This is a genomic window from Clostridium sulfidigenes (genome assembly GCF_052067195.1).
Taxonomy (GTDB): Bacteria; Bacillota; Clostridia; order Clostridiales; family Clostridiaceae; genus Clostridium_J; species Clostridium_J sulfidigenes.
In genome coordinates, this window is record NZ_JBQHQR010000007.1 from 38,980 (window position 1) to 54,295 (window position 15,316).

Annotated in this window: 14 protein-coding genes; 7 read left to right on the plus strand and 7 right to left on the minus strand. The window is 30.2% G+C overall.

Annotated features, from left to right (window positions below; genetic code table 11):
- Window positions 1–23 precede the first annotated feature (23 nt).
- From ACTNBA_RS09810 to ACTNBA_RS09820, 3 genes are all read right to left on the minus strand, one after another.
- Window positions 24–2,291, minus strand: coding sequence for a VIT and vWA domain-containing protein (locus ACTNBA_RS09810; RefSeq protein ID WP_441073763.1), 2,268 nt, complete (start codon window positions 2,289–2,291; stop codon window positions 24–26).
- Between the two features lie 132 nt (window positions 2,292–2,423).
- Window positions 2,424–3,365 (minus strand): dipeptidase, encoded by a 942-nt coding sequence (locus ACTNBA_RS09815; RefSeq protein ID WP_441073765.1) that lies wholly within the window; start codon window positions 3,363–3,365, stop codon window positions 2,424–2,426.
- A 96-nt stretch (window positions 3,366–3,461) separates the two neighbouring features.
- Window positions 3,462–4,454, minus strand: a complete 993-nt coding sequence (locus ACTNBA_RS09820) for a WG repeat-containing protein (protein WP_441073767.1) — start codon at window positions 4,452–4,454, stop codon at window positions 3,462–3,464.
- A 257-nt stretch (window positions 4,455–4,711) separates the two neighbouring features.
- On the opposite strand from ACTNBA_RS09820, the gene ACTNBA_RS09825 reads away from it, so the two are divergent.
- Entirely contained in the window at window positions 4,712–5,929 is a 1,218-nt protein-coding gene (locus ACTNBA_RS09825) for a 6-phosphofructokinase (RefSeq protein ID WP_441073769.1), read from the plus strand.
- Between the two features lie 66 nt (window positions 5,930–5,995).
- On the opposite strand, the gene nagB is transcribed toward ACTNBA_RS09825, so the two are convergent.
- The 3 genes from nagB to ACTNBA_RS09840 form a co-directional block, all read right to left on the minus strand.
- Window positions 5,996–6,739, minus strand: coding sequence for a glucosamine-6-phosphate deaminase (gene nagB / locus ACTNBA_RS09830; protein WP_441073771.1), 744 nt, complete (start codon window positions 6,737–6,739; stop codon window positions 5,996–5,998).
- 355 nt (window positions 6,740–7,094) lie between these two features.
- Complete coding sequence (locus tag ACTNBA_RS09835) at window positions 7,095–7,499, minus strand: prepilin-type N-terminal cleavage/methylation domain-containing protein (RefSeq protein ID WP_346880305.1); 405 nt, start codon at window positions 7,497–7,499, stop codon at window positions 7,095–7,097.
- Window positions 7,500–7,681: 182 nt separating this feature from the next.
- On the minus strand, window positions 7,682–9,760 hold the full coding sequence (locus ACTNBA_RS09840; RefSeq protein WP_441073773.1) for a tetratricopeptide repeat protein: 2,079 nt from the start codon (window positions 9,758–9,760) through the stop codon (window positions 7,682–7,684).
- A 197-nt stretch (window positions 9,761–9,957) separates the two neighbouring features.
- Here ACTNBA_RS09840 and msrA point away from each other — a divergent pair, with 197 nt between their 5' ends.
- Window positions 9,958–10,524, plus strand: coding sequence for a peptide-methionine (S)-S-oxide reductase MsrA (gene msrA / locus ACTNBA_RS09845; RefSeq protein ID WP_441073774.1), 567 nt, complete (start codon window positions 9,958–9,960; stop codon window positions 10,522–10,524).
- A gap of 26 nt (window positions 10,525–10,550) precedes the next feature.
- On the plus strand, window positions 10,551–11,897 hold the full coding sequence (locus ACTNBA_RS09850; RefSeq protein WP_441073775.1) for a [Fe-Fe] hydrogenase large subunit C-terminal domain-containing protein: 1,347 nt from the start codon (window positions 10,551–10,553) through the stop codon (window positions 11,895–11,897).
- 91 nt (window positions 11,898–11,988) lie between these two features.
- Here the strand turns inward: ACTNBA_RS09850 and ACTNBA_RS09855 are convergent, their stop codons facing one another.
- Window positions 11,989–12,351: a metal-dependent transcriptional regulator gene (locus ACTNBA_RS09855; protein WP_150845477.1), complete on the minus strand. Its 363-nt coding sequence runs from the start codon at window positions 12,349–12,351 to the stop codon at window positions 11,989–11,991.
- A gap of 230 nt (window positions 12,352–12,581) precedes the next feature.
- On the opposite strand from ACTNBA_RS09855, the gene ACTNBA_RS09860 reads away from it, so the two are divergent.
- The 4 genes from ACTNBA_RS09860 (at window position 12,582) to ACTNBA_RS09875 (ending at window position 15,300) form a co-directional block, all read left to right on the plus strand.
- Complete coding sequence (locus tag ACTNBA_RS09860; protein WP_035131427.1) at window positions 12,582–12,791, plus strand: FeoA family protein; 210 nt, start codon at window positions 12,582–12,584, stop codon at window positions 12,789–12,791.
- Between the two features lie 21 nt (window positions 12,792–12,812).
- Window positions 12,813–13,034 carry a FeoA family protein gene (locus ACTNBA_RS09865; protein ID WP_035131429.1) on the plus strand — a complete coding sequence of 74 codons (222 nt, stop codon included), beginning with the start codon at window positions 12,813–12,815 and terminating at the stop codon, window positions 13,032–13,034.
- 87 nt (window positions 13,035–13,121) lie between these two features.
- The gene (gene feoB, locus ACTNBA_RS09870) at window positions 13,122–15,146 is read left to right on the plus strand and encodes a ferrous iron transport protein B (protein ID WP_441073777.1); all 2,025 of its coding nucleotides are present in this window, start codon (window positions 13,122–13,124) and stop codon (window positions 15,144–15,146) included.
- Window positions 15,147–15,159: 13 nt separating this feature from the next.
- Complete coding sequence (locus tag ACTNBA_RS09875; protein ID WP_346884983.1) at window positions 15,160–15,300, plus strand: FeoB-associated Cys-rich membrane protein; 141 nt, start codon at window positions 15,160–15,162, stop codon at window positions 15,298–15,300.
- The last annotated feature ends 16 nt before the right edge of the window (window positions 15,301–15,316 follow it).

Genomic DNA, 15,316 nt, shown 5'->3' on the forward strand with positions numbered 1-15,316 from the left:
AGAGCATTTTAACACAGACTAACTTAATATTTTATTGATTTATATATAAGTCTGCTTAATTGATCTTTTTCTTTTGCGCCTTCTATACTTCTTAATATTTCCTCATTAATCTTACTTATATCAATATTTAATTCTTCAATATGACTTTCTAAGGAATTTATTGCATTTAAAAGCCTTGTCTTTTTATTATCTTTAACTATTACCTTATCTGCAAAAGATTTAAGAGCAACATATGTCAAGATTAGTACATCTTCATCCTCTACAAATTCTTCATAATTTTCCACAAGATATACTACAGCTTTAGTTAGTAGATTTTTATATATTTCTATACCTTCACCGTGGTGAGTAAAAGCTACTATACTTCTAGCAGTATATATAACCTTATCTATTTTAGTATCCTCTACAGATTTACCAAAGGCACCACTTGCTAATTGTTGTGTTGCTAACACACGTAGGAATTCTGATTTATCTATACCCTCATCCATTAAATTTTCTAACTGCAATTCATCTAGACTTTGACTATAGTAGAACTTCGGAGAAATTATATTTGTATCACCCTTATTGAAATCTATGTTAACTGGTAAGAATTTTCTCATAACTCCTCCCAGTACAGGTTCATAAATTTCTTCTATTAAAATAAAGGATGTTTCATCACTTATAATTCCAATGTCAGTAGATAACTCTATAATCTTATTTTTCATAGCCTCATGAACTTCTCCACGTTCATAGACGATTCTATTCTCTAAAGATTCTATTCTTTTCTTATACCAAACCTTTTCAATTAAATTTGCATTAACCTCTAAGTCTAATTTAGTTAGAACTATTCTTCGTTGTATTCTTCTATCTCCAACCATACCATTAAGAGTAACAATACCTTCTAGATTCCCATCCATCTTAGCAAATATTGAAAATGGTTCTCCATCATACATATATTCTATGGTTCTAGGGTAAGTTTTCTCAACCTTCATTCCACCCCAATCAATTTCAATATCTGTTATTTGTAGTCCTCTTATTCTATTGAACTGATTTAAGATTACATCTTCTATTCTAATACTTCTATTAATAAATTCTGCTTTTCCAAAGGTGATTCTTGCTATTTTATTGATGAAATAGGTATTAACAGAGGCATCTATTCCAAAAGGAAAAATTCTGCTTCCTACGCAAGTTTTTTCTACATAATCAAGGATATCTTTCTCATCATCCACTACGTCATCAGTAAATAAAATGATAGTATTTTCTTCTCCCTTATCTTCATTTAAAAAGGCATATTTTATTCCATCAAATATATTAGCATCATTTTCACAAGCTAACTTATCTATCCACTTAGATGCTTCCTTTAAATTTTCATCATTAAATTCAACTCTTCTACTCTCTGAAAAATGCTTTAGGGTGTCACCCATAGCAACTATGTTAAAGGTATCACCTTTATATAAATTTCTAAGACATAAGTGTAAAGCAGTTTTGGCCTCCTTTAACTTATCTCCTTCCATGGATTCTGATATGTCTATAAGGAATATATAGTTTCCATTTTTCTCTTCTACATCCTCTTCAATTTCAGGTAGAAATCTCAAATATACAATTCCATTGTCTTCGCTATAATTCTCATATATAATTCCACTTGTTTCACTGGAATTTTCCTCTAAATAAATTGTCATAGCACTATCCAGAATTTGCGCTTCACCTTGAAGGGTTATTTTGTATAAATTGCTATCATCATCCTCTTCTTCTTCTACCTGAATTTTATGAGTATTACAAGAAAATTTAGCACTTTCAAAGGTCTCTACTAATAGATTTAAAGATAATTTATAGTCTTCTTGTTGACTTTGTTCTTCATTATATGGATTTTCTGGGAGTACAATCTTAGGTATAATTAACTTAAGCTTGGAATGTTCATATACTAGCTCTTCAATATAAGAGATCTTTATAACTACAGTTTCACCTTTTAAAATTGTTCCAATTGACATTTTAAAATAGTTGTTATTTAGTTCTTCTAATATAAGTTTACTTCCTGAATCTTCTCCAATATTTTCATAAATTTTCTCTATTTCTTTTTTATCTTCTACTTTACCTTTTATAACACTGCCACCTATATTTGCTTCAAAACCTGAAATAACAGCAGTATCTGGTATAGGGAAGGTATAAATTCCTTTTACATCATCTTCACCTATATTTTCATAAACATGGCTAATTGTAAATTCAACAAACTCTCCACAAATATTACCGTCTATATCTACCTTTTTTAACAATATTTCTCCCTTAGAAATATTGTTCTGTAACTTTTCATATTCCATAACCTCACTCCTTTTATGTTATCTACATTTCCTTCAGAAGGCGTTTTCCTCCTTCTGAAGGATAAATTATTATCTAGGGACTTAGCCATAGTCATATAATTTAATATAAAAGTTTCTATAAATTATATTGTACTACATAACTTCTTTTATTACTCTCAAAGCATTCTTATATAATATTTTTTCTATATGACTTTCATGATATCCTTCTTTTTGTAATGCAGTTATGAGTTTATCTATCTCTCCCATATTACTAATTTCTAGGTTTTTAGGATTTATTCCATCAAAATCACTACCAAGGGATAGTACATCTATACCCCCAACATTACAAATATGATTTATATGTTTAACCATATCTTCAACAGCACTTTTACTTCCGCCTTCTATTAAGAAAGATTTTTCAAAGTTGATGCCAGTTATGCCCCCCTTTTCACTGAGAGTTCTAATCATATCATCAGTTAAATTTCTGCTGTGATTACATACAGCTCTACTGTTTGAATGTGATGCTACAAAAGGTTTCTTACTATATCTTGCCACATCATAGAACCCTCCATCGGATAGGTGTGAAACGTCAATAATCATGCCTAGCCTATTCATTTCTTCAAGGGTTTCTAATCCAAAGGTTTTTAACCCTTTATTTCGAAACTCTTCTCTGCAATTTGGATAACCTATACTATTTTCATAATTCCAGGTTAATGTCATAAGTCTAACTCCTAGGTCATAAAAATTTCTTAAATTCTTAAGAGAGCCTTCTATAGCTTCACCTTCTTCAATGGTCAAGAAAGCTGATATTTTATCCTCCTCCTTATTCACTTTAAAATCCTCATAATTTTTTGCTACAGATATTTCATGATTATTTTTTTCTAATTCTTCATAAAATTTATTTAGCATATCCATGGCTCTATTAAATGCCTTAGGATGCTCATTAAGATCAATAAACAAGGCAAAAAATTGTGCTAAGGAATTACCTTTTGTTAATTTTTCTAAATCAATAGCTAGATGATTTCTCTTTAATTCCATATCCTTATTATCTATTAAATGACAAATTGTATCACAATGTAAATCAATTATACTCATATTATATCCCCCTTAATTCTAAGACTATATCTTCTATTAAATTACGAATTTACAAGTTATTTATTACCATAAATATTAAAATTCTATCCCTATTATCTATATTATAAATTCTCCTTCTTTATTTATATATCCTTCTTTTTCATCTATTATAACCTTACATATTCCATTGTAAAAGTTATCTACTTCATGAAATTTAGGCTCTATAACTATATGACCTTTTAAATCTATAAAACCCCACTTCTCGTTAATTTCAACAGAAAATAGACCTTCACTGTACTCAAGAACATTATCATACTCTATAGGTATTATTATGTTCCCATTTCTATCTATAAATCCATATTTATCTTCTATGGAAACTGCTGCATAATCTGTATTAAAATTATCTGCCCAGCTGTATCTTTTTTCAATAACAAAGTCACCAGAATTATTAATATATCCCCATGTATTATCTTGGGATACAGCTGCAAGGCCATTAAGAAATTCGTTAGTAAAATCAAAATTTCCTTCTATCTTTATATTAAAGTTTTCATCCACATATACATTTTTACCTTCTAATCCCACATTGGCTAAACCCTCATTAAAATTGTTAGCATATTCATATATAAATCCGCTAATACACTGACCTTCCCCATTTATATATCCATAGTTCTCACCTTTTCTAACTATAGCGAGGCCATTCTCTTCAAACTCATTAGCATCATCAAAGGTAGGTGGTATAATCATATTGCCATGTCTATTGATATATCCCCACTTTCCTAATATTTTCACTGCTGCAAGTCCTTCAGTGAATCCTTTTCCTTCTTCATATTTTACTTTTATTACCTCATTGCCTTGTAAGTCTATATATCCATATCTATGGTTTAACTCAACTAAAGCCATGCCTTCATTAAAATAATTTATATCATCATATTTGGGAGCTATTATATAATCCCCTTGTCTATTTATGAAACCACATAATCCATCTACCTCTACAAAGCCCATTTCATCCTCAAATTCATCGGCAAAATCAAAAATAAAAGGAACTATAGTTTTTCCACTTTCATCTATATAACCATATTTATTATCTAATTCAACGGGATACATTTTCATAATCTTTTCTCCTTTGCTTTTTAAATATATGAATATTATACCATTTATACGAATAAAAAGTCTTATATTATCTTAATTAAAGATAACCTATTCTATATATTTAACTATTTAAAAACTATTATTTCATACCTTATATATTATTAATACAATGTCTATTTAATTATACTAATTGTTAGTAATTATAATTTATATTATAATTAAAAAGATGTAATAATAAGTGTAGATATCTCTACACAATACAAAGGAGTGTTAAATATATGAAAAATTGTATAGTAGCTCAATCTGGTGGTCCTACATCTGTAATAAATGCCAGCGCAATGGGAGTATTTAAAGCAAATGAAGAACTACACTATTTTGACAATGTATATGCAGGAATTAACGGTATTGAGGGAATTTTAAATGAAAATATAATAAATCTTTCTCAGATTGACAGTGAAGTTATTGACAGATTAATTTATACACCATCTTCAGGACTTGGATCTTGTAGATACAAATTAAAAACCTATGAAGATAACAAAGAAGAATACATAAAACTTTTTGAGATTTTTAAGAAGCATGAAATTGATACTTTCTTCTACATTGGCGGAAATGATTCCATGGATACAGTTCATAAACTTAGTAACTATGCAAAGGAGCATAACCTTCCTGTAAAATTCTTTGGAGTTCCTAAAACCATAGATAATGACCTTCCAGTAATGGATCATACTCCTGGTTTTGGAAGTGCTGCTAAGTTTATATCAACTATAGCCCTAGAAAACAAACTAGATGCTAGTGTTTATACTGCAAAAAATGTATTTGTTATAGAGGCAATGGGCCGTGATACAGGATGGCTAGCTGCAAGTTCTTGTATTGCTACATTAAATGGAAAACCAGTGGTAGATTTAATTTATCTTCCTGAAGTTGCCTTTGATGAAGCTAAATTTTTAAAAGATGTGGCTAAAAAATTAGAAGAAAAAAATTCTGTAATTGTAGTAGTTTCTGAAGGAATAAGAACTGCAGATGGTACTTTCCTTGGTGAAATGGGTGGTACTGGTCTAGATAAATTTGGTCACGCTCAATTAGGTGGAGTTTGTAGTTATATCAAAAATGTAATCACTGAAAATGGAGTTTGCAAAAAAGTAAGAGCCATAGAACTTTCAACTATGCAACGTTGCGCAATGCACTTTGCTTCTCAAACTGATATTGATGAAGCCTTTAATTGTGGATTTGCTGCATTAAAATACTCTGCAGAAGGTGAAAGCGGTTATATGATAGGTATTGAGAGAGTTTCTAATGCTCCATATAAATCAGAAACCTTTGCAGTGCACACTTCAAAGGTAGCAAACTCAATAAAATATTTCCCTAAGGAATGGATCAATGAAGAAGGTAACAATGTAACTAAAGAAGCTTATGAGTATACACTACCTCTAATCATGGGAGAACCAAAAATTCAATACGAAAACGGTCTTCCAAAATATGCTTTCATAACAAAATAGTATTAACAATTTAATTTGCCTATATTAAAAGGAGTGATTTTAAATAAAAATCACTCCTTTTATAAATTAAATTTTCGCCTTTTTTTCAATGGTAGAAAGAGCATCTTTATCTGCGATAACAGTTAAATTAGGATGTAATTGTAATATTGAAGCAGGAACTTTTGGTGTAATTGCTCCTAAAAGAGCTTCATACAAAATGTCCGCCTTACTAATTCCATTTACTACTAAAAGAATTCCTTTTGACTGCATAATAGCCTTTATTCCCATAGTAATGGCATACTTAGGCACTTCTTCAATACTATTAAAGAATCTTGAATTAGCATCAATAGTCCTTTTATTTAACTTAACCTTATGAGTGTTCTTTTCAAAGACTTCTCCCGGTTCATTAAACCCTATATGTCCATTATGACCTATACCTAAAAGTTGAAGATCAATGCCTCCAAAATCTGAAATTAATTTATCATATCTACTACACTCTAAATCAATATTAGAAGCGAGTCCATTAGGTATATTAATATTATTTGACGGCATATTAATATGTTTAAAGAAATTTTTCTTCATATAAGAATGGTAACTTTGATTATGGTCTGGTGCCAAACCATAGTATTCATCTAAATTTACACTATGTACCTTTGAAAAATCCAATTCTCTATCATTGTATATATCAATTAACTGCTTGTATACTCCTAACGGAGTAGAACCAGTGGCAAGTCCTAATACAGAGTTTGGGTAAAGTATAACTTGAGCAGAAATTATATTGGCAGCTTTTCTACTCATACTTTCATAATCTTCTGCTTTAATAACATTCATTTTTATTCCTCCTCTGTGCTTAAGTTCAATTACAAATAGGTTGTATGCTCTCCTTAAGTTTAATTTAGTATATAATAGAATATATATTCTATTATAACATATATTACATAAATAAATTTTAATATAAAATTTAATTTCGTAACTTATGCCAATAAAAAAAGAGCGGAAAATAATTGCATCACCTTCCTATGAACTACTTTCAGGAATAGCTAATAGGAAAAATGTTTAAAATCCACTCTCTTATATTTTATATATTATAGAAGTTTGTAAAATATATCGTTTTATTAGGGTTCAGATCATTAATTATGTATTATCTAGATATATTTTAAGATTAATTTACTAGGTTATATATCTATTATTCTGTATCTTTATCATCCGCTCCTAATATATACTCAGGGTAAAATTGTGTTCCTTTTCCAGCTGTAACAGTAATTACATTATTAGTTAAAGCTACAGTAAAATTAGTTTTTAAAGATTGTGATGTTGGAAATTTACCATCAAAATATTTATTACCTATTTCCGTTATATCACTTTCATCAATAGGTCCTGAAGCTTTTATATCTCCCTCTATTATCTCGGTTTTAACTGCCATAGCTATGGCATTAGCATTTGAAACATCTGTTTTTTCTTTAGCTTCACTAACCTTAGATACCATTGTTGGTGCTACTGCTAAGGCTAATACACCGATTATCCCTAAAACTACTAGTAACTCAATTAAGGTAAATCCCTTTTTCTTAGATCTATTAATTTTCTTATTCACACTATTCCTCCTTTCTTTTTTCATTTAAGAATTTATGTAACAATTTATGTACATAAACTATGTTATCCATTAAATACATTTTTATACAATGTTTTATATTTTTATAATTATAAATATATTTTCTTCATAAATAAAAACACCTAGGCTTTATTTCAATCCTAGATGTTTACAATATTTATATACTAATTATCTGTTAATTTTTCATTACATTTTTCTTTTATAAGAAAAGCTTCATCATAATGATCGTCAATAACTATAGCTTCTTCTGCACACTTTAATGCTTCTTTAAACTTTCCATCTTTAAAGTATATTTTAGCTTTAAGCAAGTAGTATCTTTCATCATCAGACATCTCAATAGCATTATTAATAAAGGTTAAGGCTTTATCATATTGAAAATCAACTATAGCATAAAAATAATAGGCTATTATATAGTAAATTTTATCTTGCCTTGTATATAAATTAAATATACCCATTAAGAAACTAAGAATTTCCTTTCTTGAAAGAAAAGTTTTTCTTACGGTACCTCTATTCATATCTTTATAGGACATCTTAAATAAATAATCCACTGCTTCTGTGTACTTATATCTTCTAATATAAATACACACCTTATTTAAATTCATATATAAATCATTAGGTGCTAGGGTAAGTGCTTGTTCCATATATCCCATGGACTTCTCATATTCCCCAATCTCAAAATGAGTTCTTGCTAAAAGGTTAAAGTATTTACCATTGTCACTTTTTAAACTAATAGCCTTATTAAGATTATATATAACCTCTGAATAAGAAAAACAGTCTAAATTATGAACTCCAACTAAATCCTTTAAGGAGGTTTTAGAGCTATTTAAAAGTCTCAACACTAATACAATTGCCCTTCCTTTTCTATAATACCCATGGGGACCATCACTTTTCACCTCAATGAGCCTATCATATATATTTATGGCTTTATTATAATTTTGTATCACTTTGTATACTGATTGGTTTTTTACAATAACTTCATATTCCTCACCTAATTCCAAAGATAACACTTCTATATAATCATACCAAAAATCATTATCTAGTTCTAAATTAATAGCCCTCTTGCAGTTGTGTATTATTCTGTCACATCTATCATCTAAAGTTAAATATTCATCTTCCTTTATCCTATGAATTTCATCTCTAAGGAGATCTGACATACTTTTTTTATACTCATCATAATTTCCCTTATATATATCTTCAGCTTCATACATTTTTTTAATTATACACTCATAGCTTTGAACTTTTATATTATAAGGTGATTTCTTATCTCTAGTTATGCCATCTAATACTTCTAATGCCTCATCATATCTTTTTAGTTTCATAAAAATAAAACCTTTATGATACAAGTAATCATAGTAATCTCTATTTTTAATGCCTATAACTTCATTTAAAACCGTTAAAATTATATCTACATCCTTAGTAAGTGAAGTTCTTTCCATAACAGCATCAATAAAGTCCCTCACCTTATTATCTATATAGGTTTTATTAATGTACTCCCTATCCTCATACTCTGAATTGCTTTCTATTTGATATAGAATTTTATATATATTAATCATCCCTAAAAAGTAATCATTATCAATTAAAATATATTTTCCTTCTTCAACTAACTCTAGATATTTTACACTTACATATTCAGAACTACTATGATAGTGATCGTTTTCTTCTTCCTTAAGAATAACTTGAAGAAGTTTCATATAGTTTTCATAAAGATTATAATAATCTCTTATATTTATAAATTTCTTTATGTTATCTAAATATTGATTTTTTAAAATTCCCCCTAGTCTAGCTAAATTTTCACCAAATATCTCTACATCTCCATAACTACTATAACTAGAGAGAGCATAATTAAGTCCTTCATAATAGGTTTCGAAAGCTTCTTCAAACCTATCTAATCTTTCTAAAGTTTTTCCTTTATGATTATAAATATATTCATCTACTGTTATTCCAAAGGATAAATTTATATAATAAAGTGCTTTTTCATAATCTTCCTCCTCGTAATAGGCAAAGGATAAAAGGTCATAAACTTCATCAGTTTTATTAAAGGTCATAGCCTTTTCTAAGGTATGAAAAGCATCCTTCATTCTATCCAGCTTAAGGAGCATCTTTCCCTTTAATATGTAATAATCATATCCTTTATCATGATCTATCACACTATCTAATTTTAACAGTATCTTTTCAGCTTCTACCTTGGTTATATTATTATAATTATCATATTTTTCTTCTATGTTAAATTTGTTGTAATCCATATTCCCTCCTAAACATAAGATAAGCCCTACGCATCCATATTCAATTTTACCATATATGGATATAAATCTAAATTAATAAATGATTAACTTTCATATATTGTCATATTATTTATATTTCATATGGACTATAATTACTATATATTTCTTTAAAATATGGTAATATATAATTAAAAACAAAATTTAGGAGGCAATTGAAAATGCAGAATATTAATAGTGAAAATTACAAAACTGCTATATTTGCTGGTGGCTGCTTTTGGTGCATGGTATCCCCTTTTGATGTATTAGATGGAATTATAAGTGTTACTTCTGGGTATACTGGAGGTGAACTTAAAAGCCCTACCTATAAAGATGTAAAATCTCAAGGTACAGGTCATTATGAAGCTATTAAAATTATATATGATTCTACTATCATCTCCTATGAAAAGCTCTTAGATGCCTTTTGGAGACAGATAGATCCAACGGATGATGAAGGTCAATTTCAAGATAGAGGCTCTTCCTATATTGCTGCTATCTTCTACATGGATGAGAATCAAAGAATAATTGCTGAAAAATCTAAAAAAGTTCTAAATGATTCAGGTAGATTCCCCGAAGAAGTAGTTACTAGGATTCTTCCGGCATCAACCTTCTATGAAGCAGAAGAATATCATCAAGAATTTTATAAAACCCATCCTACAGAATATAAAAAGGATAGAAATATATCTGGAAGAGATGAGTTTATAGCAAAATATTGGGGTGATGATTATTATAAAATATATGAAGACTAAAATATTTTAAGATTGGATGTGCTGTTATGAAAAAACAACATAGTGAATTATTTAAAACCCTTATCAATGCCTACTATAATGATAAATTAGAGAATGTTATTGAAGAATTATTAAAGGATAACACAGTTGATAAAGAAGTCTTAGCTGCGGAAATTTCTTCTCTCTGTGGAGTGAATTTGTCCTTTAGTAATAATTACATAGAAGATTTAAAAAAAGCCATAAATAATTATGAATCAGATCATAAAATTGTTAATAAAATTAAACTATGTAAAATGGAGTGTAAAGTAGATTGTGATAGAAAGACAAAATGTCAAGAAAGCTGCCCCTTTGATGCTATTTTATATGATGAAAAAACTAAGTGTACTTATATAGATAATGATAAATGTACTGATTGTGGGTTCTGTGTGGAAGGATGTCCAACTGGAAGCATTCTAGATACTGTTGAATTTATGCCTCTTGCTAAACTTTTAAAGGAAAATACTCCTGTAGTAGCTGCTGTAGCCCCTGCTATAATGGGTCAATTTGGAGATAGCACCATTGAACAGCTTAGAACTGCTTTTAAATCTCTTGGATTTACTGATATGGTGGAAGTAGCATTCTTTGCAGATATGCTTACCCTTAAAGAAACCATTGAATTTGATGCTCACGTTAAAACAAAATCTGATTTTATGATTACATCTTGCTGCTGTCCTATGTGGGTTGGCATGATAAAAAAAGTATATAAGGATTTATTGCCACATACATCTCCTACTGTATCTCCAATGATTGCAGCTGGTAGGGTGTTAAAAAAATTAAACCCAGATGTAAAGGTAGTATTTATAGGACCATGTGTAGCAAAAAAGGCAGAAGTTAAATCTCCTGACTTGATTGGTGACATTGATTTTGTTCTTACTTTTGCAGAATTACAAGAGATTTTTGAAGCCTTTAATGTAGTTCCAGAAACCCTTGAAGGCACTACCTCCATGGAATATGCATCACGAGGTGGAAGGCTTTATGCACGTACCGGTGGAGTTTCAATTGCCATTGAAGATTGCATAGAAAGAATGTTCCCTGAAAAATATAAACTTGTAACTCCTATTCAAGGTAACGGAATAAAAGAATGTAAGGAAATATTACAAGATCTTCAAAAAGGTATTATAAAAGGAAACTTCATTGAAGGAATGGGATGTGTAGGTGGATGCGTTGGTGGGCCAAAAGCTATTGTCCCTAAAGATAATTCTAAAATTGCCGTAGATACCTTTGCAGATAACTCTAAATATAAAGTTGCCTACGATAGCCCAGTAATGAATGGAATCTTAGATGCCATTGGCATATTCACCATAGAAGATTACAAAGATGAAAACAAAACTGAAATATTTCATAGAGACTTTTAAAAACACTATCTCTATGAAACTTCCTACTAGATTAATTTATCTCTCACAAAAATTGAGCATCCACTTTAATATAAGTGGATGCTCAATTTTTTTATTTATATAATTCCTTCATTTTTTCAAAGGCTTCATTACTTAGAATGTGTTCTATGCGGCAGGCATCTCCATCAGCTACTTCTTTAGATACTTTTAAAGTGTCCATGAGATATTTAGTGATGAGAGTATGTCTTTCATATATTTCACTGGCCTTTTTCATTCCTTTTTCTGTGAGAGTTATCTCCCCTCCTTGTTCCATGGTTATATATTCAGCTTTTTTCAGTATGCCCATGGCTCTGCTAATGCTAGCCTTTGTATAACCTAATTCATTTGCTATATCTATAGAACGTACAGATCCCTTTTTTCTCTGAAGTAATAAAATAGTTTCTAAATAATTTTCTCCGGATTCATGTATTTTCATAATAATCTCCTGTATAGTTTCTTTTAACCTATTTTATCATAGGTTAAATATTCATTCAACTTTCCAAAATTATTCTTTACTTATTTAAAATAACCCAATACATGAAAATTATTCTCATTTTCAGTTGACATCATAAATCATTTATAGTAAACTCAAAATATAGGTTAGTTAAAGCTAACTTATGTTTTTCAATATTAGTTAGCTTGTGCATACTTAAGGGAGGGATTTATATGCCACTTACTATGGCCAAATCTGGAGAAAAAGTTTTTATAAAGAAAATTAATGGTAAAGAAGAAACGGTGAGATTTTTAAAAAGCCTAGGATTTATTGTAGGCGAAAGTATAACTCTTATTTCAGAGTTAGGTGGAAATATAATTATTAATGTTAAAGATAGCCGTATTGCAATAGATAAATCTATGGCAAATAGGATTATTATATAGGAATTATTTTAGGAGGTAATTATGAATACATTAAAGGATGTAAAGCCAGGACAGACTGTTACAGTACTTAAAATTCAAGGTGAAGGTGCTGTAAAACGTAGGATTATGGACATGGGAGTTACTAAAGGCTCTTCTATTCATCTTAGGAAGATAGCTCCCTTAGGAGATCCTATTGAGATAACTATTCGAGGATATGAACTTTCTATTAGAAAATCTGATGCTGAAAAAATATTAGTTGAATAGTTTTAAATCTAAAATTTTCACAGAGTTAAATCTCTGTATATTTTTCATTAGTAAGTTAGCATTGGCTAACATTTAGGGGGGATTAAAATGGGTATAAAAATAGCTCTTGCTGGAAACCCAAACTGTGGTAAGACCACAATTTTCAATGAACTTACAGGGAGTTCACAATATGTAGGAAACTGGCCTGGAGTAACTGTAGAAAAGAAAGAAGGAAAATTAAAAGGACATAAGGATGTAACTATCGTTGATTTACCAGGGATTTATTCCCTATCACCTTATACCTTAGAAGAAGTTGTAACTCGTAATTTCTTGATTGATGAAAGACCAGATGTGATTATTAATATAGTTGATGGATCAAATATTGAAAGAAATCTTTATTTAACAACTCAACTTGTAGAACTTGGAATTCCTGTAGTTATAGCCTTAAATATGATGGACGTAGTAAATAAAAATGGAGACATGATAAATACTTCAAAGCTTTCGAAAACACTTGGATGTGAAGTATTAGAAACCTCTGCCCTTAAGGGAAAAGGTCTAAAGGAATTATCTGATAAGGCTGTAGAAATTGGTAAAAGTACTCCAAAGGTTACCTTATTAAATACCTTTAGTAAGGATACAGAAGAAGTTATAAGTAACATAGAAAAACTATTAAAAGGAAATTCTTTAATAAAAAATCCACGTTGGTTTTATATTAAACTCTTTGAAAGAGATGAAAAAGTTCTAGAATATTTAAAACTAGATAACAATACAAAAGATAAATTATATAATTTAATTAATAACTATGAGGAATCTCTTGATGACGATGCAGAAAGTATTATTACCACTGAACGTTATGACTACATAGGTAAAATAATTACCTCCTGTGTTAAGAAGAAAAATAATTCTAATTTAACTACTTCAGATAAAATAGATAAAGTTGTGACTAACAGATGGCTTGCCCTTCCAATTTTTGCACTAGTAATGCTAGGTATATATTATATTGCAGTTACTACTATTGGAGCTATAGCTACTGACTGGGTAAATGACACCCTTTTTGCTGAGCTCATTCAAGGGAATGTTTCTGACTGGTTAATGAATATGCAGGTAGCTGACTGGTTACATGGACTAATTGTAGATGGTATTATCGGTGGTGTTGGTGCCGTTCTTGGATTTGTACCACAAATAATGGTATTATTCTTCTTAATATCTTTACTAGAAGACTGTGGTTATATGGCTCGTGTAGCTTTTATCATGGACAGGATCTTCCGTAGGTTTGGACTTTCCGGTAAATCTTTTATCCCTATGTTAATAGGTTCTGGTTGTAGTGTTCCTGCTATTATGGCAAGCAGAACCATTGAAAATGATAAAGATAGAAAAATGACTATAATGCTTACTCCATTTATTCCATGTAGTGCTAAACTACCAGTATTTGCGCTACTAGCTGGTGCCTTTTTCCCTAATCAACCTTGGGCAGCACCATCAATGTACTTCTTAGGTATAGCCATGGTTATACTTTCAGGAATAATCCTTAAGAAAACTAAGCTATTCAAAGGTGATCCAGCTCCTTTTGTTATGGAACTGCCACAATATAGAATACCTAGCCTAAAAGGCCTTCTTATTCACATGTGGGACAGAGGAAAAGCCTTTATCATAAAAGCTGGTACTATAATCTTTGTAGCTTCTGGTCTTGTATGGTTCTTACAATCCTTTAGCTGGTCTTTACAAATGGTAGACGCGCAAGATAGTATATTAGCTTCCATTGGAAACGTAATAGCTCCTATATTTGCACCTCTAGGATTTGGTAACTGGCAATCTGCCGTTGCTACTGTAACAGGATTCTTAGCTAAAGAAAATGTAGTTGCTACCTTTGGTGTACTATTCGGACTTGGTGCTGAACTAACAGAAAGTGACCCTAACTTAGTTTCAACTATGGGACAACTATTTAATGTAGTTAGTGCTTACTCTTTCATGGCGTTCACCCTACTAGCTGCTCCATGCTTTGCGGCTATTGGTGCTACAAAACGTGAAATGGGCTCTTGGAAATGGACATTTATCGCTATAGGATATCAAACAGGTTTAGCCTATGTGGTTTCCTTAATAATATATCAAGTTGGACGCTTAATCTTTTTATAAAGGAGGTGTTACTATGGCAACATTTTTAATCGGTGCTGTAGTTATAGGTGCTATGATATTAGTATCAGTAAAACAATTTAAGAAACAATCTCAAGGTGACGGTTGTGGCTGTGGTTGCTCAGGTTGCTCCCAGGCTAGCAAGTGTCATAGATAAAATAAAGCTGAGGAAA

Bases quoted from the DNA above. Each gene is read 5' to 3' on its own strand.
- ACTNBA_RS09810 (WP_441073763.1), bottom strand. From the start codon at position 2,291: ATGGAATATGAAAAGTTACAGAACAATATTTCTAAGGGAGAAATATTG.
- ACTNBA_RS09815 (WP_441073765.1), bottom strand. From the start codon at position 3,365: ATGAGTATAATTGATTTACATTGTGATACAATTTGTCATTTAATAGAT.
- ACTNBA_RS09820 (WP_441073767.1), bottom strand. From the start codon at position 4,454: ATGAAAATGTATCCCGTTGAATTAGATAATAAATATGGTTATATAGAT.
- ACTNBA_RS09825 (WP_441073769.1), top strand. From the start codon at position 4,712: ATGAAAAATTGTATAGTAGCTCAATCTGGTGGTCCTACATCTGTAATA.
- nagB (WP_441073771.1), bottom strand. From the start codon at position 6,739: ATGAATGTTATTAAAGCAGAAGATTATGAAAGTATGAGTAGAAAAGCT.
- ACTNBA_RS09840 (WP_441073773.1), bottom strand. From the start codon at position 9,760: ATGGATTACAACAAATTTAACATAGAAGAAAAATATGATAATTATAAT.
- msrA (WP_441073774.1), top strand. From the start codon at position 9,958: ATGCAGAATATTAATAGTGAAAATTACAAAACTGCTATATTTGCTGGT.
- ACTNBA_RS09850 (WP_441073775.1), top strand. From the start codon at position 10,551: ATGAAAAAACAACATAGTGAATTATTTAAAACCCTTATCAATGCCTAC.
- ACTNBA_RS09855 (WP_150845477.1), bottom strand. From the start codon at position 12,351: ATGAAAATACATGAATCCGGAGAAAATTATTTAGAAACTATTTTATTA.
- ACTNBA_RS09860 (WP_035131427.1), top strand. From the start codon at position 12,582: ATGCCACTTACTATGGCCAAATCTGGAGAAAAAGTTTTTATAAAGAAA.
- ACTNBA_RS09865 (WP_035131429.1), top strand. From the start codon at position 12,813: ATGAATACATTAAAGGATGTAAAGCCAGGACAGACTGTTACAGTACTT.
- feoB (WP_441073777.1), top strand. From the start codon at position 13,122: ATGGGTATAAAAATAGCTCTTGCTGGAAACCCAAACTGTGGTAAGACC.
- ACTNBA_RS09875 (WP_346884983.1), top strand. From the start codon at position 15,160: ATGGCAACATTTTTAATCGGTGCTGTAGTTATAGGTGCTATGATATTA.